Source organism: Candidatus Krumholzibacteriia bacterium (genome assembly GCA_035268685.1).
Taxonomy (GTDB): domain Bacteria; phylum Krumholzibacteriota; class Krumholzibacteriia; order JAJRXK01; family JAJRXK01; genus JAJRXK01.
Window position 1 is genome coordinate 23,089 of record DATFKK010000006.1, and the last position, 18,635, is coordinate 41,723.

At 69.5% G+C, this 18,635-nt stretch carries 16 protein-coding genes; 12 read left to right on the forward strand and 4 right to left on the reverse strand.

Going from position 1 to position 18,635, the window contains the following annotated elements:
* Complete coding sequence (locus tag VKA86_00510) at positions 1 to 789, reverse strand: hypothetical protein (protein ID HKK69667.1); 789 nt, start codon at positions 787 to 789, stop codon at positions 1 to 3.
* A 104-nt stretch (positions 790 to 893) separates the two neighbouring features.
* Here VKA86_00510 and VKA86_00515 point away from each other — a divergent pair, with 104 nt between their 5' ends.
* The 4 genes from VKA86_00515 (at position 894) to VKA86_00530 (ending at position 5,373) form a co-directional block, all read left to right on the forward strand.
* Positions 894 to 2,111, forward strand: a complete 1,218-nt coding sequence (locus VKA86_00515; GenBank protein ID HKK69668.1) for a cysteine desulfurase family protein — start codon at positions 894 to 896, stop codon at positions 2,109 to 2,111.
* On the forward strand, positions 2,108 to 2,437 hold the full coding sequence (locus tag VKA86_00520) for an iron-sulfur cluster assembly accessory protein (GenBank protein HKK69669.1): 330 nt from the start codon (positions 2,108 to 2,110) through the stop codon (positions 2,435 to 2,437). The genes VKA86_00515 and VKA86_00520 overlap by 4 nt, the downstream gene beginning before the upstream one ends.
* A gap of 165 nt (positions 2,438 to 2,602) precedes the next feature.
* The gene (locus VKA86_00525; GenBank protein HKK69670.1) at positions 2,603 to 4,111 is read left to right on the forward strand and encodes a leucyl aminopeptidase; all 1,509 of its coding nucleotides are present in this window, start codon (positions 2,603 to 2,605) and stop codon (positions 4,109 to 4,111) included.
* 86 nt (positions 4,112 to 4,197) lie between these two features.
* Complete coding sequence (locus VKA86_00530; GenBank protein ID HKK69671.1) at positions 4,198 to 5,373, forward strand: serine hydrolase; 1,176 nt, start codon at positions 4,198 to 4,200, stop codon at positions 5,371 to 5,373.
* Here the strand turns inward: VKA86_00530 and VKA86_00535 are convergent.
* The 3 genes from VKA86_00535 to VKA86_00545 are packed head-to-tail and all read right to left on the reverse strand — an operon-like array spanning position 5,370 to position 8,721.
* Complete coding sequence (locus VKA86_00535; GenBank protein ID HKK69672.1) at positions 5,370 to 6,230, reverse strand: ABC transporter permease; 861 nt, start codon at positions 6,228 to 6,230, stop codon at positions 5,370 to 5,372. The two genes, VKA86_00530 and VKA86_00535, sit on opposite strands and share 4 nt — an antisense overlap.
* Complete coding sequence (locus tag VKA86_00540; protein HKK69673.1) at positions 6,227 to 7,144, reverse strand: ABC transporter permease; 918 nt, start codon at positions 7,142 to 7,144, stop codon at positions 6,227 to 6,229. The genes VKA86_00535 and VKA86_00540 overlap by 4 nt, the downstream gene beginning before the upstream one ends.
* Positions 7,141 to 8,721, reverse strand: a complete 1,581-nt coding sequence (locus VKA86_00545; GenBank protein ID HKK69674.1) for a peptide ABC transporter substrate-binding protein — start codon at positions 8,719 to 8,721, stop codon at positions 7,141 to 7,143. Before VKA86_00545 ends, VKA86_00540 begins: the two co-directional genes overlap by 4 nt.
* 125 nt (positions 8,722 to 8,846) lie before the next feature.
* On the opposite strand from VKA86_00545, the gene xseA reads away from it, so the two are divergent.
* The 8 genes from xseA to VKA86_00585 all read left to right on the forward strand — a co-directional run bounded on the left by xseA (position 8,847) and on the right by VKA86_00585 (position 18,492).
* Positions 8,847 to 10,373 carry an exodeoxyribonuclease VII large subunit gene (xseA, locus tag VKA86_00550; GenBank protein HKK69675.1) on the forward strand — a complete coding sequence of 509 codons (1,527 nt, stop codon included), beginning with the start codon at positions 8,847 to 8,849 and terminating at the stop codon, positions 10,371 to 10,373.
* Positions 10,370 to 10,660: an exodeoxyribonuclease VII small subunit gene (gene xseB, locus VKA86_00555; GenBank protein HKK69676.1), complete on the forward strand. Its 291-nt coding sequence runs from the start codon at positions 10,370 to 10,372 to the stop codon at positions 10,658 to 10,660. The genes xseA and xseB overlap by 4 nt, the downstream gene beginning before the upstream one ends.
* Positions 10,632 to 12,584, forward strand: coding sequence for an OPT family oligopeptide transporter (locus VKA86_00560; GenBank protein ID HKK69677.1), 1,953 nt, complete (start codon positions 10,632 to 10,634; stop codon positions 12,582 to 12,584). Before xseB ends, VKA86_00560 begins: the two co-directional genes overlap by 29 nt.
* Positions 12,581 to 13,861: a lipopolysaccharide biosynthesis protein gene (locus VKA86_00565; GenBank protein ID HKK69678.1), complete on the forward strand. Its 1,281-nt coding sequence runs from the start codon at positions 12,581 to 12,583 to the stop codon at positions 13,859 to 13,861. Before VKA86_00560 ends, VKA86_00565 begins: the two co-directional genes overlap by 4 nt.
* Positions 13,862 to 13,919: 58 nt before the next feature.
* On the forward strand, positions 13,920 to 14,744 hold the full coding sequence (locus VKA86_00570; protein ID HKK69679.1) for a class I SAM-dependent methyltransferase: 825 nt from the start codon (positions 13,920 to 13,922) through the stop codon (positions 14,742 to 14,744).
* A gap of 183 nt (positions 14,745 to 14,927) precedes the next feature.
* Positions 14,928 to 15,269 carry a hypothetical protein gene (locus VKA86_00575; GenBank protein HKK69680.1) on the forward strand — a complete coding sequence of 114 codons (342 nt, stop codon included), beginning with the start codon at positions 14,928 to 14,930 and terminating at the stop codon, positions 15,267 to 15,269.
* Between the two features lie 122 nt (positions 15,270 to 15,391).
* On the forward strand, positions 15,392 to 17,197 hold the full coding sequence (locus tag VKA86_00580) for a DUF4153 domain-containing protein (protein HKK69681.1): 1,806 nt from the start codon (positions 15,392 to 15,394) through the stop codon (positions 17,195 to 17,197).
* A gap of 281 nt (positions 17,198 to 17,478) precedes the next feature.
* Positions 17,479 to 18,492: a sigma 54-interacting transcriptional regulator gene (locus tag VKA86_00585; protein ID HKK69682.1), complete on the forward strand. Its 1,014-nt coding sequence runs from the start codon at positions 17,479 to 17,481 to the stop codon at positions 18,490 to 18,492.
* Positions 18,493 to 18,635 lie beyond the last annotated feature (143 nt).

The following is an 18,635-nucleotide window of genomic DNA, read 5'->3' on the forward strand; positions in this document are numbered from 1 at the left end:
TCAGGAGACGTCCGCGGCCGTCTGTTCCACGGTCGCCGTGCCGGCCTCGGCCACCTCGACCACGGTCCCGACTTCGACGCCCTTGTCGATCGCGGCCAAGACGTCGGCCGGGGTCACGTCGAGCAGCACGCCGATCCGACGACCGCCCAGGCGCACCGGATCCCCGGCCACCGGCAGTGCCTCGCCCGTGCGCGGGGTCTCGAAACGGAGCCGGGCCACATGGCGCTTCACCTTGTCGTAGGTGTCGAGACGGGCCACGACCTCCTGGCCGATGTAGCAGCCCTTGGTCCAGCCGATGTGATCGTGCCAGCCGATCTCCAGGGGGTTCGGAGCGGCGGCCAGGGACGGACCGGGAACCACCACCCCGGCCTCGACGAAACGCTCGCGCCACGCGTCGAGGTCGATCAGTGCGTAGGCCGTGTCGGGGGACGGCGGGTCGAACACGAATTCCGAGGGCTCGCGGGGATCATCGGCCAGGACTTCCACGACCGTATCGTCCAGGGGCTCGACGGTGACGTCCTCCATGATCACCCACTTCTCGATCCACGCGCGCAGGGCGGGGCCGCGGGTGGGGCCACAGACGAGGGCCACGTGGTCGTCGCGGCGGATCGCCGTCGGTGCGTCGACGACACGGCCCTTGTCGTCGGTGAACACGATCACGCGGGGACCGTCGAGATCGAGCACGTCGCTGGCCGCGATGCGGTGGAGCAGGTCGAGCGTGTCCTCACCGCCGATGCGAAGGAGATCCTCGGGTGCACGGCGAAGAGCGAGTGGGCGGGATTCGGTCATGGCTTCACCTCCGCCCGGAAGGTAGGGGCAGAGACGGACACAGCCACCATTGCGCGGCCGGGGGGCGGCATTAGCGTATCGGCACCCCCGGTCACGAGGCGCCCATGAGCCGCCACATCTACCTCGATCACCACGCGACCACGCCCTGCGATCCGCGCGTCGTCGACGCGATGCTGCCCTGGTTCACCGACAAGCCGGGCAACGCCTCGAGTCCCCACGCCTTCGGCTGGGAGGCACGCGAGGCCTGCGAGCGCGCCCAGGAACAGGTGGCCTCGCTGGTCGGCGCCGAGCCCGACCATGTGGTCTTCACCGGCAGCGCGACCGAGTCCATCCACCTGGCCCTGATCGGTCTGGCCGAGCGCCGGGTGAGGCAGGGACGGCACATCGTCACCACCGAGTTCGAGCATCCCGCCGTGCTCGAGACCCTGGCCCGCCTGGAGTTCCGCGGATACCAGGTGAGCCGGGTGCCGATCGACGCCCACGGCATGGTCGACCCGGCGGCGGTGGAGGCGGCGATCCGCCGGGACACGATCCTCTGCTCGGTGATGTGGGCGAACAACGAGATCGGGACGATCCAGCCCATGGCCGAGATCGCCGAGGTCTGCCACCGCCACCACGTGCTCCTGCACAGCGACGCCTGCCAGGCGGTGGGGCGGATTCCCGTCGACCTGCGGGCCACCGGCGTCGACCTGCTCACCCTGAGCGGCCACAAGATGTACGGTCCCAAGGGGATCGCGGCCCTGATCCTCCGTCGGCAGCGTCCCCGCGTGCGCCTGCAGCCCCAGCTCGTGGGCGGGGGCCAGCAGCACGGACTGCGAAGCGGCACCCTGCCCGTCCCGCTGGTCGTGGGGCTGGGCGAGGCCTGTGCGCTGGCCGAGACCGAGATCGCGGACGAGGCCGTCCGGCTGCGGAGCCTGCGAGATCGCCTCCTGGAGCGTCTGGAGCGGGAGGCGCCGCCCGTGATCGTCAACGGAGACCTCGAGCACCGCTTGCCAGGGAATTTGAATGTTGGTTTCATTGGGGTGGAGGCGGAGACCATTCTGCTCCGTCTGCCCGGTCTGGGTCTCAGCGTCGGCTCGGCGTGCAGCGCCAGCCACAGCGAGCCCAGTCATGTCCTGAAGGCCCTGGGCCTGACTGACGAACAAGCCCACGCGACGCTGCGCTTCGGCCTGGGGCGGGGCACGACCGAAGCCGAGCTCGACGAGGCCACCGACGCGCTGGTCGACGTGGTCCGCGAGATGCGCGAGGAGAGTCCCACCCACCGCGCCGTGCGCGCGCGAGCGGGAGGCGACGAGATCGATCCGGAAAGGGACCGACGATGATCAACATCACCGACGAAGCCCGCGAGGCGATCCTCGAATCCCTGGCTTCCGACGGCCTCGACCCCACGAGCAACTACCTGCGGGTGGGCGTCAAGGGCGGCGGATGCTCGGGGCTGAGCTACCAACTCGCCTTCGACACCGACCTGAAGGACGACGACGAGGTCTTCTCGTCGGGGAACGCCCGCATCGTGGTCGACAACAAGAGCATGCTGTTCCTGCACGGACTGACCCTGCATCACACCAAGGGTCTGAACGGCAAGGGTTTCGAGTTCCAGAACCCGAACGCGCAGGGCACCTGCGGGTGTGGGCAGTCGTTCAAGGTCTGAAGCGCGCACTGATCCGACACCACGACGGGCGCTCCGGCACACGGGGCGCCCGTCACTCGTCGGAGCCATCCCCAACCGGGACAAAAGGTTGCGCACGCGAAGGGCTGATGTAACACTTCGCGGCGTTCCGGTTCTCGCACGATTCCGCAGAGCAGGGGGAAGAGAATGAACGTCACCGTTCGCAAGGCGAGGGCTGCCGACGTCCGCGCCGACGCTCTGGTGGTGGGCGTGCACGAGGGTTCGCGCAAGCTGAACTCCGAAGCCGCCGCCGTCGACAAGGCACTCCGTGGAGCCGTGAAGACGGCCCAGGGGTACGCGGCCTTCAAGGGCAGGGCAGGGCAGTGCGTCTGGCTCGACGGTGGCAAGACGGCCGCCAAGCGCGTGCTGGTGGTGGGTCTGGGCAAGGTCAAGGACTACGACACCACGAAGGTGCGCGATGCCGCGGCCCTGGCCGCGCGCCAGGCCATGGACGAGCGCTGCACGAACGTGGCGATCGCGCCTCTCGCCGAAGGCGAGGTGTCGCCCGCCGACGCCGCGGCGGCCATCGCCGAGGGCATGGGCATGGCCAGCTACGAGCCCGGCTTCCACATGACCGACGGTCTGAAGGAGCGGGCGCCCGTCCTGAAGAAGGTGTCGATCTTCGCGCCCGACAACGACCTGGTCGCCGAGCTCCGCGACGGCGCCAAGCGGGGCGAGGCCCTGGCCGCCGGCGTGAACTTCGCGCGCGATCTGGTGAACGAGCCCAGCAACGTGCTCACGCCGACCGAGATGGCCAACCGCGCCAAGGAGATGGCCGCCGGCTACGACACCGTCACCTGCAAGGTGTGGGGGCCGAAGGAGATCGAGAAGAACGCCATGGGCGGGATCGTGGGCGTCGGCCGCGGCAGCACCGAGCCCAGCCAGTTCATCCAGCTCGAGTACAAGCCCCAGGGCGCCTCGAAGGACCTGAAGACCATCGCCTTCGTCGGCAAGGGCCTGACCTTCGACACCGGCGGCATCAGCCTGAAGCCCCCAGCCAATATGGAACTCATGAAGTTCGACATGGGGGGCGCGGCGGCCGTGCTCGGCGGATTCCACATCCTCGGCGCGCTGCAGCCGAACGTTCGGGTACTCGGCTTCATCCCCGCCGTCGAGAACATGCCCGACGGCAGCGCGATCAAGCCCGGCGACCTGCTGACCATGATGAGCGGCCTGACCGTCGAGGTGAACAACACCGACGCCGAAGGCCGTCTGGTGCTGGCCGATGCCCTGCACCACGCCAAGGGACTCGAGCCCGAGTTCATCGTCGATGCCGCGACCCTCACCGGTGCGTGCATGATCGCCCTGGGCGACGTGGCCTGCGGTCTGATGAGCGAGGACGACGAGCTGGCGACGTTGATCCAGGGCGCGTCGGGCAAGTGCGGCGATCCGGTCTGGCGGCTGCCCCTGCAGCAGAAGCATCGCGACCTCATGAAGGGGCACGTGGGCGACCTCGTGAACACCGGGCCGCGCGAGGGCGGGGCGTCGACCGCGGCGGGCTTCCTGAGCCGCTTCGCCGAGGGCGCGCGCTGGGCGCACCTCGACATCGCCGGCACCGTGTGGGCCGAGAAGCCCGAGCCGATCAACCCGAAGGGGGCGACCGGATTCGGGGCGCGGTTGTTCGCGTCGATCGCCGAGGAGGCGGCCGAGGCCTAGTCCAGCCCTCGGATCGAGATCCATTCGACGACGCGCGCGCCCCGGGGGTTCGCGCGTCGTTTCGTCCTCCCCCGCCAGGAGTGATCGTGAAGCGGGCCCTGATCTTCCTGAGCTTCGTCGTCGCGATGGCCACGCCCGCCGGTGCCACGGTCACCGAACGCGAGGCCGTCGAGCGCTTCTACACCCAGGAGTTGCAGCCCGAATGGTTCGGGCCCGACTTCCTCGAGCAGGTTCCCTTCGAGCAGCTCGCCCCGATCCGCGACCGCATCGCCGGTGATCTCGGCGCTTTCGTGGAGGCCCGGCGCGACGGGGACCGCTGGCTGGCCGTTTTCGAGGAGGGACGCGTGCCCACGCACGTCGCCCTCGACGCGGAGGGCCGCTTGACCACGCTCTTCCTGCGGCCGCCCGTTCCGAACGCCGCGGACCTCGACGCGGTGGCGGAGCGATTCGACGCGTTAGCGGGCGATGGGCATCTCCTGGTCCGCGTCGACGGCGAGGCGCGCCTGTCGGTGAACGCCGACGAGCCCTTCGCGGTGGGCTCGGCCTTCAAGCTCGTCGTGCTGCGCGCCCTGGTCGACGCGATCGAGCGCGGCGACCGCAGCTGGAGCGACGTGGTCACCTACGAGGACGTCGACCGCGGGCTGGCCACGGGCACGCTCGGGCGGTGGCCGGTGGGCTCGCCGCTGACCCTGCACACCGCGGCCACGCTCATGATCTCGCAGAGCGACAACGAGGCCACCGATCTGTTGATCCGTGAACTCGGCCGCGCGGCGGTGGAGGCGGCCGATCCGTCACAACGGAACCTGCCCTTCCTCACCACGGTCGAGGCCTTCAAGTTGAAAGACCCCGACAACGCATCGCTGCTCGAGCGCTGGCGCGGTGGTGACGAACGGGCTCGCCGCGACCTGCTCGGCGAGCTGCCGCTCGTGATGGAGCTGCCGCGACCGTCGCTCTTCTCGGGCGACCCGGTGGCCACCGACGTCGAGTGGTTCCTCACCGCCACCGAACTCTGCGAACTCATCGCGGAACTGTCCGATCTCGACCTCATGGGTGTGAATCCCGGTGTGGTCGATGCGACGAACCACGAGCGAGTCGCGTACAAGGGCGGGTCGGAGCCCGGTGTGCTGAACATGACCACGTGGGTCCGCGACGACGAGGGTCGGGAGATCTGCGTGTGCGCCACCCGCAACGCGGACGAACCGATCGAGACGACCGACCTGTCGGGCGTGGTCAGCGCGGCCTTCGACGTGCTCGATCGCTAGCGCCGCGTCTTCGGATCGAAGGCGTCGCGCAGACCGTCGCCCACGAAGTTCAGCGCGAGCAACGTGATCGAGAACATCGCGCCCGGGAAGACGATCCACCACCACATGGAGTCGACCGGGTTGATCGCCGCGGCGCCTTCACTCGCCAGCGAACCCCAGCTCGCCAACGGGGGTTGCACGCCGAGACCCAGGAAGCTCAGGAAGGCCTCTTCGAGCATCACGGTGGGGACGGTGAGCGTGGCCACCACGAGCACCGGCCCCAGCAGGTTCGGCAGCACGTGGCGCACCAGGATCACGGGCGTGGGCACGCCGATCGAGCGCGCCGCGAGCACGAATTCGGCGTGGCGTATCCGCAGCGTCTCGGCGCGGACGATGCGACTGGTGGTGAGCCACTGCACCGCACCCAGCGCCACGAACAGCAGCACGAGGCTCTGCCCGAACCAGGCCACGAGCAGAACCACGAAGAAGAGAAAGGGCAGTCCGTAGAGCAGATCCACGAAGCGCATCATGCCGTCGTCGATCCGACCTCCGTTCCAGCCGGCGACCAGTCCCCAGGTCACGCCGATCACGATCGACACCAGGGTGGCGACCACGCCCACGAGCAGGCTGATGCGTCCGCCGTGCAGCGTCCGGGTCAGCAGGTCGCGCCCCACGGCGTCGGTGCCGAAGGGGTGCTCCCAGCTCGGGGCCTGCCGTGCGCGCGCAAGGTCCTGTTCCGTCACCCCGTGCGGCGACACCCATTCGACGGCGACCGCCGACACGGTGATCGCCACGAGGACGAACAGCGCGGCCATGGCCGCGCGGTTGCGGGCGAAGCGCGCGAAGGCCAGACGCCAGGGATCGCGCGAGCGGCTCACGAGGTCTCCGTCCGGGGATCGAAGGCGCGCGCCAGCACGTCGACCAGCAGGTTCAGCCCGATCAGCAGGGTGGAGTAGAGCAGCACGGAACCCATGGCCAGCGTGTAGTCGCGGTTCAGAGCGGCGTTGATGAAGAACGACCCCAGCCCTGGCAGGTCGAAGATGCGTTCGACGACCACGCTGCCCACGAGGATCGACGCGATCGCGGGGCCCAGGTACTGCACCACCGGCACGATGGCGATCCGCAGGGCGTGCCGTGCGACCACGACGCGCTCGCTCAGGCCCTTCGCGCGCGCGGTACGCACGAAGTCCTGCTGCAGCACGTCGAGCATGCCCGCGCGTGCAAGCCGCCCGATGTAGGCCGCGCGGACCGCGCCCAGGGTGACCGCGGGAAGGATCACCTGCTCGGGCGAGCCCCATCCGCCGACCGGCAACCATCCGAGTCCGAACACGAAGACCAGCACCAGCACCGGGCCCAGGACGAAGTTCGGGACGCACACGCCGACCAGCGCGATCGACGTCGCCAGGTGGTCGGCCCAGCGGTTGTGGTACAGGGCGGCGATCACGCCGAGCGGGATCCCGACGAGCAGGGCGATCAGCAGTGCTCCCGCTCCCAGGGTCAGCGACACCGGTGCACCCTGAGCGATGATCTCCTGCACCGACCAGCCCACGTACTTGAAACTCGGGCCGAGATCTCCTTCCAGGAGCCCGCCCACGTACACGCCGAGCTGCTCGACCAGCGGCCTGTCGAGTCCATAACGAGCTTCGAGGTTGGCGCGCACCTGGGGATCGAGCGCGCGGTCGGCGTCGAAGGGTCCCCCGGGGGCGAGTCGCATGAAGAAGAACGACACCACCACGATTCCCAGGAGCAATGGAACGGTGGCCAGCGCGCGGCGCAGCACGAAGCCGGTCATCGCGACACTCCTGTGCGCACCGGACGCACCCGGCGCAGGTCGAGCGAGTTCAGCAGGTCGGGTTCGAGCCCGGCCCACTGCGTGTCGTCGTAGAGATTGGTCACCGAGTACACGTACACCGGCAGGATGATCGCGTCGTCGAGCACGACCATGCGTTCGCACTCCCGCAGCAGGGCGGCGCGCCGTTCGGGATCGCGTGTGCGCGAGGCCGAGGCGATCAACGCGTCGTAGCGCGCACTCGACCATCCCGTGCGGTTGTTGCCGTTGCCCGTGGTGAAGATCTCCAGGAAGTTCTGCGCATCGAGCACGTCGCCGATCCAGCTGCCGCGGGCCAGGTCGTAGTCCCGCGCACGCACGGTGGTGGTGAAGACCTTCCATTCCTGGTTCAAGAGTTCGATCTCGATGCCCAGGTGTTCGCGCCACTGCTGCTGCAGGACCTCGGCGATCTGCCGGTGCCATTCGCTGGTGTTGAACAGCAGGGTGAGCGAAGGAAATCCTTCTCCGCCGGGATAGCCGGCCGCGGCCAACAGGGAGTGTGCGCGCTCGACGTCGAACAACGGGGCGTCGATGCCGTCATGACCCGGCACTCCGGGTGGTACGAGCCCGCGCGCGGGCACCTGCCCCGCCCGCGTCACGTGCGTGGTGATCGCCTCGGCGTCGAGCGCGTAGCTCAGGGCGCGGCGCACGCGTTCGTCGTCGAGCGGTGGACGCTCGACGTTGCAGCGCAGGAAGTAGGTGGCGAGGAAGGGCCCGGAGTGCCAGTCGGGGCGTCGCTTCAGGGCGTCGACGAGTGCCGGCGGGACGCCGCCGCTGTCGACCCAGTCGATCAACCCGCTCTCGTAGCGGTTGAAGTTCGCGTTGGCGAAGTCGCCGGCGACGGCTTCGACCACGTCGAGCGCGATGGCTTCGACGTTCCAGTAGCGCGGATTGCGCTGCAGCCGCATGCGGTCCTGCAGGCGCCAGTCGTCCAGGACGTAGGGACCGTTGCTGACGATCCACTCCGGTCGGGTCCAGGTCTCGCCGACCTTCTCCACCACGTGGCGGGGGCTGGGGGCCAGCGGGGGAGCAGCGGCCAGGTCCGCGAGGTAGGGAGTGGGGGTCTCGAGTTCGACGACGAGCGTCGTGTCGTCGGGCGCGAACAGACCCAGGTCGTCGGACACGCCGGCGTTGAACTTCCGCGCACCCCGGACCGGGAACAACAACTGCGCCGACTTGCTCGCCGTGCGTGGATCGAGCACGCGCCGCCACGACCACACGAAGTCGCGCGCGGTCAACGGCGTGCCGTCGCTCCAGGTGCTGCGGCGCAGGCGGAAGGTCCAGGTCAGTCCGTCGTCACTGGTCCACCAGTCGGTGGCGATGCCCGGCCCTGGCGCCAGCGAGGGGGGCACGCGCACCGTGAGCCCCTCGAACAGATTGGCCACGATCCGTCCGCCGGCCTGTCCGCCCACGCGGCCGGGGTCGATGGTCTCGGGTTCGGTGTTCAGGAAGCGGAAATCGGCCGGACGCTCGTCGGCGGAACAGCCCACGGCGGCCAGCAGGGCCAGGATCGGGACCAGGATTCGGTGCATCGACGGCATGGTGGTGGCGGAGGGCTCCGGCGGCGCGGGGATCGACACTGGGCACCCGTCCGTCCCGCGTGTATAACCGGCGCGGGGCCGATCTCCAACCCCGATACACCGCCGACCCCACCCACGAGCCCGTCATGGACGATTTCGGACCGCTCTTCGCACCGCCCGAGCCCGAGCCGCAGGAGCCGCCCACCTGGTCGGTCCTCGAGCTGAACCGTGCGATCGAGACGGCCCTGCAACAGGCCTTCCCCGAGGAGATCTGGCTGCGCGGCGAGATCCAGGGCCTGGCCCGCACCCGCATGCGGCGGCACTGGTATTTCGAGCTGGTGGAGAAGGATCCCGACTCCGACCAGGTCAAGGGCAAGGTGAGTGTCGCGCTGCTGCAGTGGAACCGGCCCAAGGTCGACCGCATGATGCGCGGTGCGCCGGGCTTCGAGCTCGACGACGACGTCGAGGTCCGCATCCGCTGCCAGGTGGGCTACTACCCGCCCTTCGGCAAGCTGCAACTGGTGATGACCGGCGTGGACCCGAGCTTCACGCTGGGCCAGATGGCCGCCAACCGCGAACGCATCCTGCGCGCGCTGAGTGCCGAGGGCCTGCTGCGCGCCAACGCCGAGCACGTGCTGCCGATGGTGCCGACGCGCGTGGGGCTGGTGACCAGCGTGGGCAGCGCGGCCTACAACGACTTCGTCGAGGAGATCGCGCGCGGCGGCTACGGCTTGCACGTGGCCGCGTGCGACGCCCGCGTGCAGGGTGCCGACACCGAGCGGACCGTGATCGCCGCCCTGCGCACGCTCGTCCGCCAGGGCTGCGACGTGGTGGTGATCGCGCGCGGTGGGGGCTCGCGCAGCGATCTGGCCGGTTTCGACAGCGAGGCCATCGCGCGCGCGATCGCGGTGAGTCCCGTGCCGGTGCTCACCGGCATCGGCCACGAGATCGACACCAGCGTGGCCGACGCCGTCGCCCACACCGCCTTCAAGACCCCGACCGCGTGCGCGGCCTTCCTCGTGGAATGCGCCCGTGCGACCGTGGACCGCGCCGAAGCCGCCTGGGAGGGGCTCGCCCGCGAGGCCGTGCGCGTGCAGCGTGACCAGGAACAGCGGCTGCTGCAGACCGCCCACGGGATCGGTCGGGGTGCCCGGAGCGCGTTGCGCCACCGTGACCGCGATCTCGACGGACTCCACGCCGCACTGGTCCGCGAAGGACGAGAATCCCAGGCGCGGGCCACGCGGGGTCTGGATGCCACGATCCACCGCGCTGCCCAGCTGGTCCGCGTACGCCTGGCATCGCACGAAGCCCGTCTGGAGCTCGCCCAGCGGCGCCTGTCGCCCCAACGCGTGGGCCGTGCGCTGGAGCAGCGCTCGGTCCGGTTGGCAACGCTCGCCCGGCGTCTGGCCCCCCTCGCCCTGCGCCGCCTGACCCGCGAGGAGGCCGACCTGAAGTCCCGTGCCCAGGCCGTGCGGGCCCTCGACCCGCGCCGCGTGCTACGGCGTGGCTACTCGCTCACCTACGACGACCAGGGGAATCTGGTGCGCGACCCGTCGACCGTGTCGAAGGGCGACGGCCTGCGCACGGTGGTGGCCGGCGGCGGGATCCACAGCCGCGTCGAGTCCACCCGGTCCGTTCCCGATCCCGACCCGACCCCGGAGGATTCCGCGTGACACCTCGCAAGAAACCCGAGACTCCGGCTGCAGATGCCCAGGAAGACGTCCGTTACGCCGATCTGGTCGAGGAACTGGAACGGATCTTGGAGGATCTCGAGAACGACGCCATCGACGTCGACGAACTGGCCGCGCGCGTGCAACGCGGCAGTGAGTTGATCCGGACCTGCCGCGACCGCCTGGTGAAGAGCCGGGCGCAGATCGAGCAGGTGGTGGCCGATCTCGAGGCCCTCGATCCCTCCGGTGAGGACGTTCCCGTTGACCCCGACCACGAAGACGACGCCTGAGGTCCGTCCGGCCGATCCGGGGACCGCTCCCGAGACGACCGGGCCGCCGCCGGCTCCGGCCATGCCTCCGGACAGCGGTCCGGACGAGCGACGGGATGCCTTCGTCCGGCGCGGTCCCCACGAGTCTCCCCGGGACTACGACGCCCGCTGGCGCGACGAGATCTACCAGGGATCGGTTCCGCAGCTCACGGTGCGTGCGGTGGCCACGGGTACCGTGCTGGGATCGATCCTGGCCGTCAGCAACCTCTACGTGGGCCTGAAGGCCGGCTGGTCGCTGAGCGTGACCATCACCGCGCTGGTGTTGAGCACCGCGCTGTGGAGGGTGCTGACCGCGTCGAAGCTCGCGCGCTCGGACATGTCCCTCCTCGAACAGAACTGCATGCAGTCGACGGCCGCTGCGGCGGGGAACACCTCGAGCGTGGTCCTGGTGACCGCGGTCCCGGCCTGGATGCTGGTGACCGACCGCTACGTCGACCCCTTCGTTCTGGTGGCATGGACCTTCCTCGTGTCGGTGCTCGGCCTGGCCCTGGCCGTTCCCTTCAAGCGACAGCTCCTGCACTACGAACGCCTCGCCTGGCCCAGCGCGGTGGCCATGGCCCAGACGCTGCGCACGCTGCACGCGCGCGGGAGCGCCGCGGTCGACCAGGCGCGATGGTTGTTCGGAAGCGCACTGGTGGCAGGAGCCGTGCGTTGGTCGATCGGCAACACCTTCGGGTGGTGGAAGTTGCCGGCCTGGCCGGAAACCATTGCGCTTCCCGGCCGCTGGGGAGCGCTCGGCGTCGGAATCGACGCGAGCGCACTGTACTACGCGGCCGGGGCTCTGCTCGGCCCACGCGTGAGTGGTTGGATGCTCGTGGGCTCGGCCTCGGTGTGGCTGGGCTTCGTGCCGTGGTTGCTCTCGACCGGACGGCTCGACGAGCCGGGCTACGGGGCGGTGATGTTCGCCGGAGCCCTGTGGGCCGGGGCGGGGATCATGGTCGCGGCGGGAATCACCGGCCTGTTCCTGCAGGCGGGCGTGTTGCTGCGCGGGCTGCGCGGTCTCCGCCGGCGCAGCGCCGGGGGGGCGTGGCGCGACGATCCGCTGCGTCGGATCGAGGTGCCGATGGGCTGGGCGGCGGTCGGGATCGTCGCCGCTGCGGTGGGCATCGTCTGGATCGGCGAGCGGGGACTCGGGATCCCCTGGTGGCTGAGCCTGGTGGGAGTGGTCGTGGCCATGGTCCTGGCTTCGGTCGCGATCCGCGCCTACGGCGAGACCGACATCACCCCGGCGGGCCCGCTGGGAAAGGTCATGCAGCTGGGCTACGGCGTCGCCGCCCCGCAGGCGCTGTCGGCGAATCTGTTCGGGACCACGATCGTGGTCGGTAGTGCGGCGGTAGCGGCCGACACGTCGGCGAACCTGCGGTGCGGTCACCTGCTGGGCGCCGATCCGCGCAAGCAGTTCCTGGCGCAGTTCCTGGGTCTGGGAACCGGGATCGTGATCGCCGTGGCCGCCTTCGGCGTGCTCGTGCCCGATCCGACGGCGGTCGGCACCGAGACCCTGCCCGCGCCGGCCGCCCAGGCCTGGCGCGCGGTGGCGCAGATCGTGGCCGAAGGGCTGGGCGCGCTCGACGGCGTGGCCCGCGCGGCCGTCGCGGTGGGTGCGCTCCTCGGCGTGGGGCTGACCCTCGGTGACCGGCTCGGGCCACGGCGGCCGGCGTGGTGGCCGAGTCCCTTCGGCCTGGGCATCGGCATGGTGATCGGCTTTGCGCAGTCGACGGCGTTCTTCGTCGGGGCCATGATGGCGGTCCTGTTGCGTCGCAAGCTCGCCGACCGCGACGAGGCCAACGACCGCATCGTGGCCCTGTCCAGCGGCGGCATCGCCGGCGACAGTCTGGTGGGCGTGTTGCTCGCCCTGCTGGTCGCCCTGGGATGGATGTCCACTTGAGTCCGATCGATCGGGTTCGCCACTTCGGCTCGACTCCGGCCGCGGCCATGGCGGCCGCCAACGCCAGCACCGTCGCCCTGAACCTCGTCCAGGGCTTTCTCTTCGCGCGGATCCTCGGCCCCGAGGACTACGGCGTGTGGCTGGGCCTGCTCCTGCTGTTCCAGTACGGGCAGTACAGCTACCTGGGCGCGACGACCTCGGTCCTGCGGCAGATCCCGCTGCAGCGCGGCCGCCGCGACGAAGCGCGGGCCCGGCGGCTCACTGCGGCAGCGCACGGGCTCGTGCTCACCACGAACGTCGGCTGGGTCCTGCTCGGGGCGGCCCTGGCCTTCACCGTGTACGGCGACGTGTGGTTCGGAGCGCTCGCGCTGGTCGGACTGACCGTGCTCGAGATCTGGCTGCAGCAGGGCCAGGCCGAACTCAAGGGCAGTCAGCGTTTCCACGCCGCCGCCGGCGTGATCGCCACGCGGGGTGTGGTGAACCTGATCCTGCTGCCGCTCGTGGTGTGGCTGGGCCTCGAGGGCGCCTATCTGCGCTGGTTCGTGCTCGCCACGCTGCTGCTGGTCCTGACCTGGCGCTTCGATCCCGTTCCCTTGCGTTGGCGCTTCGACCGCGCGGACTTCGCGGCGTTGATCCGTGACGGCGGCCCGATCCTGATGGTCGGGGTGGTCTTCGCTTTCCAGGTGCACTGTGACCGCACGCTTCTGCTGTTGATGGCCGACGACGTGGCCATGGGGCACTACGGCATCGCGGCGATCCTGATGACGGTGATGATGGCCGTGCCCGCCGCCGTGGGACAGACCTCGTATCCCGGCATGGTCGAGGAGTTCGGGCGGACCGGTCGTACCGACGGGCTGTGGCGCGCCACACTGCGGCGAACCGCCCGCGTGGGCGGCGTGGCGGTTTTCGCCGCCGGCTGCGCGTGGGTGCTGCTACCGCCCTTCGTTCGCTGGGTGCTTCCCGACTTCGCGCCGGGCACCGACGCCGCGCGCTTCGTGCTGCCGGGGACCGTGTTCCTCGCGAGCAGCGTTCCGGTGAGCTACTTCGTGCAGACCATCGGCCGCCAGGGACTGCACGTGGCCGTGAACCTCGTGGCACTGACCGGTCAGGCCGGGTTGGGCGTGATCGCGCTGCAGCGGGGCACGGGGATCGAGGGACTGGCCGTGGCCATGTCGATCGGCTTCGCCGTCTACCTGGCGTTGCTGACCGCCACCGCGTCACGTGCGCGCTTCGCGCCCCGTCGCGAGGCGCCGGTCGGAGAACCGGGAAGAACCTGATCCGAGGCGTTGCGATGCAGCTGTGCTACCATCGTCCGTCTTCGCGAGGAGAGCGACCGTGTCGACCGTGGTTCCGGGTCTGATCGAACGCAAGGTACGCGTGTTCCGGCGCGATGTCTGGCGGGTGGCGTCGAGCCTGCCCGCGTGGCTGCGCTACCGCGCGTCCGGCCGTCTGCCCGAACCCGCCGGGCTCGAGGTCGGCGGCCTGTCGCGCCGCGACCTGCAGTTGTACGTCGACCCCTGGTACCACGACTTCGCTGCGCTCGGCGTGCCCACGCCCCAGGGCGACGATCACTTCCCGGGCAATCAGCGTTCGAAGGAACCGGTGCTGACGTCGATGCTCGAAGAAGCTCTGTCGCGCTCGCGGGCCGAGACGCCTTCGCTGCTCGAACTGTTCTGTGCCGATGGCTACTTCGGCTGCATGGCCGCGCAGAAGGGCGCGGGTTCGGTCGTCGGGATCGATCTCAATCCCTACCACCTCTCTCGCGCGCGCCTCGCCGCGCGGATGCTCGGCCTGGAAGACCGCGTGCGCTTCGAGCGCCGCAACGTCTTCGCCGTCGACGGCCGCTACGACGTGATCATGAACTGCGGTGGCCTGTACCACATCGACAACCCGTGGGAGCTGCTACGGCGCAACCGCGCTCTCGCGCCCGACGTGCTGATCGTGCAGACGGTGTACAGCCTGGCCCGCACCGAAGCCGACTATTTCGAGACCCCCACGCCCGGTTGGACCTGGGGCTGTCGCTTCAGCCTGGCCTTCTTCGAGGACATGCTGATGCGCGCCGGCTGGCGGATCGAGCGGATGGAGACCAACGAGCTCGAGGGCAACACGCGACCGGAGGATCGGGGGTCGGTGTACGCGGTGTGCGTGCCGGCCGGGTGATGGTGGGGGTGGGCCGCGGAAGGATGGCCCGCAGGCGATCGCCGAGACCTTGGGTCGTGGGCGGCGAAGTGATACGGATCACCGCGTGCCCGTCACGTTGGACACCGAACCGGAGCGAGTCGAATGGGAATGAGTGTCCGTCGGAAGAGACGTAGGACTCTCGAGTTGCTGGTGGGGGTCTCCGTGTATCGCGCTTGGACCCAGATGCTCGCCGGTCTCGCACCCGATGGTCGCTCCCACCGTCTGGCGACTCTGGTCGCTGGGTTCCTCCACCACGCGACCAACGTTGCCCACGAGCACGACGAATCGGGTGCGCGTGCGGATGCGGTCCGGTGCTCGATCCTCCTCGCGGCGGAGTCCCAGGATCCCGAGGAACTGCTCGACGAGGTTCGCGACCTTCTCCGGCAGCTCTTCGCCGATGCAGGGATCGCGAGTGAACGCGTCAGTGCTCGGGGGGAGTCCTACGAGATCCTCGAAGCTGCTGCCCACGAGTACATCCACTGGTACGACATGCCCTGGGAGTAGGGCGATCCCAAGGGCCTTGCCGCCGATTCGAGGTTGGTGTCATGCCCGACGCGCGGGTGGCGGCTCGCCCGGGCGAGGCGTACAGTTCGCCGCCGGCGAGGACTCTTCGGTGGAGGTGTCAGGTGCTCGGTCGTCTCGTACTGGAACGTGTCGGTGAAGCGCCGATTCGTGTCGCGCGGAGATTCCCGGCGGTCACCGTCGTGGTGCTGACGGCAGCGGTTGCCGCGCAGTGGATGGTCGCCGGGAGCGCGGGGGCCGCCGTCCGGATCCTGGTGGCCTCGACCTTCGCGGTACCGGCCCTGACCGCCACGGCGCTCGCTCGTGAGACACGCGTCGGAAATCGCGGCTTGCTCGCACTCGACACACTCGTGGTCGCAGTGGCCGTCGCCTTTGCGTGGATGTGGCCGGCGTGGTCGGAGGCCGTGGGTATCACCCGCCTCGTTCAGGCCAACCTCGCCGGCCTGCTCGCGGTCGCGGTCCTCCCGTTCCTGGTCCGCGACGGACGCGCGATGTTCTGGCCCTTCAACCGGACGCTCTTCGTCCGCTTCGTGGTGGCCTCGATCTTCGCGGGTGTCCTCTTCGCGGGACTGGCGCTGGCAATCGCCGCGCTCCAGACCCTCTTCGACCTGTCCTTGCCCGACGAGATCTACGCGCACCTCCTGTTCCTCCTGCTCACCGTCTTCCACCCGCTGTACGTGCTGTCGGGGATCCCGGCACCGCTGCGCGCCCTCGCGGACGACGACGACCTGCCGGCCGTGATCCGCGTGTTCGCGCAGTTCGTCCTCTTGCCGCTGGTGTGCGTGTACCTGGCGATCCTGCTCGCCTATCTCGCCCGCGTGCTTATCTCGCAGGAATGGCCCCAGGGATGGATCGGATGGATGGTCTCGGCCGTTGCGGTGGCAGGGCAGCTCGCGGTGTTGCTGCTGGACCCGCTGACGCGCACCCATCGCGGGGGATGGGTACGGCGGGCAGCGCGGATCTACTACGCGGCCATGATTCCTTCACTGGTGATGCTCCTCGTGGCGATCTGGTTGCGGGTGGCGCAGTACGGGATCACCGAGAACCGGTACTTCCTCGCCGCGCTCGCGATCTGGATGCTTCTGCTGTGCATCGGACGCACGGTGGGCGCGTGGCGTGATCCGCGGTGGATCCCGGCGTCGCTGGCGGTGGTCGTGCTCCTGACGAGCGCCGGACCCTGGAGCGCGTACGCGGTGTCGCAGGCCTCGCAGGCCGCCCGGCTGGAACGCCTGCTCGACGACGCCGGGCGGCTCGAGAACGGCGTGGCCGTCGCCGGCACCGGTACCGTGGACGTGGCCACGGTGGAGGAGGTCGTCAGCGTCGTCCGGCATCTCGTCGGAACCTACGGGCCCCATGCGGTCGATCCGTGGTTCGGCGGCGACGTGTCCGCGGGGATCGACACGGCGCGCTCACCGCACCCGCACTCGGAGGCCGCGGACCGGATCGTCCGGCGTGCACTCCAGCGGATCGGACTGGACGGGACCGAGGTGCTCAAGGCACGGAACGCCGTCTCCGTCACACTCCGGGCTGCCGACGCCACGTGGTCGTTCCCGATCGAGGACGCCACGCATGTCGCGGCCTTCGTGCTCCGGATGCCGCAGCCGCAGGAGATCACACTCGCGGGCGACGCCCTCGTGCTGACGGTCGTCGGAGGGCGGTTGGTCGCGACCCGGCGGGAGGCGGTTGCCGACACCGCATTCGTCGCATCGCTGGAAGGGGCGTTCGACCGGGCGAAGCCACGGTCACCGACCGCCGCGAAGGGCCCGAGCGGAGAGGATGTCGTCGTGCTCGCCGTGATCGGGCCGGACTGGACCGGCAAGGTCGTCGTGGAGTCCATCCACGCGTGGGTCGAGGGCGACTCCCGCCGCGTCGAGTCGATGGCCGGAACCCTCCTGCTCCGTCGTCGGTGAGAGGGTACGGCCACGACTGCACCGCTGCTCACCTTCACCGTCATGGCATCACCGGCGCGAGACGAGATTGATCGTATCGGATCATGGACACGAACCGTCGTGTCGTGAAAGTGTCACTCGCGAAGAAGATCGCCCGGTCGCGGTCCGCTGCGGCGGATGCATGACTCCCAGGCTCCCGTACGCCAGGCCGTCATGGGCTCCCACCTCGTGGCGGCGATCCCAAGGCTCCCTTCCCATGCGTCGATGGTTCGGTGACACGCACACCGGATGGAGGCCGTGGTATGCCCTGTTCGTTGGTGGGAGAGAGTCCGTCGATCTGCGGACTCCGTGACCGCCTCGGCGTGATCGCGCGCACCCAGCCGGGCGTCACGATCCTGATCACCGGTCCCTCCGGTTCCGGCAAGGAACTCGTGGCCCGTGAGATTCATTGTCTGAACGCCAGGACCCGCAGGGGTGCCTTCGTCCCCGTCGACCTGAGCTACGTGCCCCGCGAACTGGCGGGCAGTCGACTCTTCGGACACGAGCGCGGCGCGTTCACCGACGCACGGGAACGCCGCCCTGGCGCCTTCGAAGAGGGGCGCGGCGGCACCGTGTTCCTGGACGAGGTCTCGAGCATCACTCTGGAGTTCCAGGGCATGTTCCTGCGCGTGCTGCAGGAGCGCGAGTTCGCGCCTCTCGGCTCGACGAAGGTCTTTCGTACCGATGCGCGGATCATCGCGGCCAGCAACGAGAACCTCTGGGACAAGGTCCAGGCCGGTTTCTTCCGTCAGGACCTGTACTTCCGTCTGAAGGTGCTCGAGGTCTTGGTGCCGTCCCTGAGTGAACGGACGGAGGACATCCCTCTGCTGGTGCGCCATTTCATCGTGAAGCACGCGCCACAAGTGGGGTGCGACCCGGGGCTCGCCGTCGACGACGAGGTCTTCGAAGCCCTGGCCCGTCGGCCCTGGCCCGGCAACGTGCGGCAACTCGAGAACGTGATCATCCACAGTCTGGCCCTGGCCATCGACGACACGGTTCTCCGTGCGTCCCACCTCCCTCCGCAGGGTCCGGAGGAGACCGGGGGGCGGGTGTCGCCCGTCGCGCGCGACCTGCTCGCCATGCCCTACCCGGAAGCACAGCGCGAGTCCCTGCGTCGCTTCAAGATCTCCTACTGGACGCATCGATTGCACGAGTCGGGCGGGAGCATCGCGAAGACCGCGCGCGGTGCCGGCATCCTTCCTTCGAGTCTTCACCGGATGGTGAGCGAACTGGGACTCAAGGGCCGATACGAATCGGGGCAAGCCGATGAAGCGTGACCCTACACACTTCTCCTGTCTGCGTTCACACCCGAGTTACGCGATCGACACACGCGCGTTAGCGATCACGTCCGGACCGGGACTTCAGCGATCGAGGACGGATGACGTATGCATTGGTCACTTCGTCACTTGCACGTTCTCTC

Coding starts and splice junctions, on each gene's coding strand:
- VKA86_00510 (HKK69667.1), bottom strand. CDS start 789: ATGACCGAATCCCGCCCACTCGCTCTTCGCCGTGCACCCGAGGATCTC.
- VKA86_00515 (HKK69668.1), top strand. CDS start 894: ATGAGCCGCCACATCTACCTCGATCACCACGCGACCACGCCCTGCGAT.
- VKA86_00520 (HKK69669.1), top strand. CDS start 2,108: ATGATCAACATCACCGACGAAGCCCGCGAGGCGATCCTCGAATCCCTG.
- VKA86_00525 (HKK69670.1), top strand. CDS start 2,603: ATGAACGTCACCGTTCGCAAGGCGAGGGCTGCCGACGTCCGCGCCGAC.
- VKA86_00540 (HKK69673.1), bottom strand. CDS start 7,144: ATGACCGGCTTCGTGCTGCGCCGCGCGCTGGCCACCGTTCCATTGCTC.
- VKA86_00545 (HKK69674.1), bottom strand. CDS start 8,721: ATGCCGTCGATGCACCGAATCCTGGTCCCGATCCTGGCCCTGCTGGCC.
- xseA (HKK69675.1), top strand. CDS start 8,847: ATGGACGATTTCGGACCGCTCTTCGCACCGCCCGAGCCCGAGCCGCAG.
- VKA86_00585 (HKK69682.1), top strand. CDS start 17,479: ATGCCCTGTTCGTTGGTGGGAGAGAGTCCGTCGATCTGCGGACTCCGT.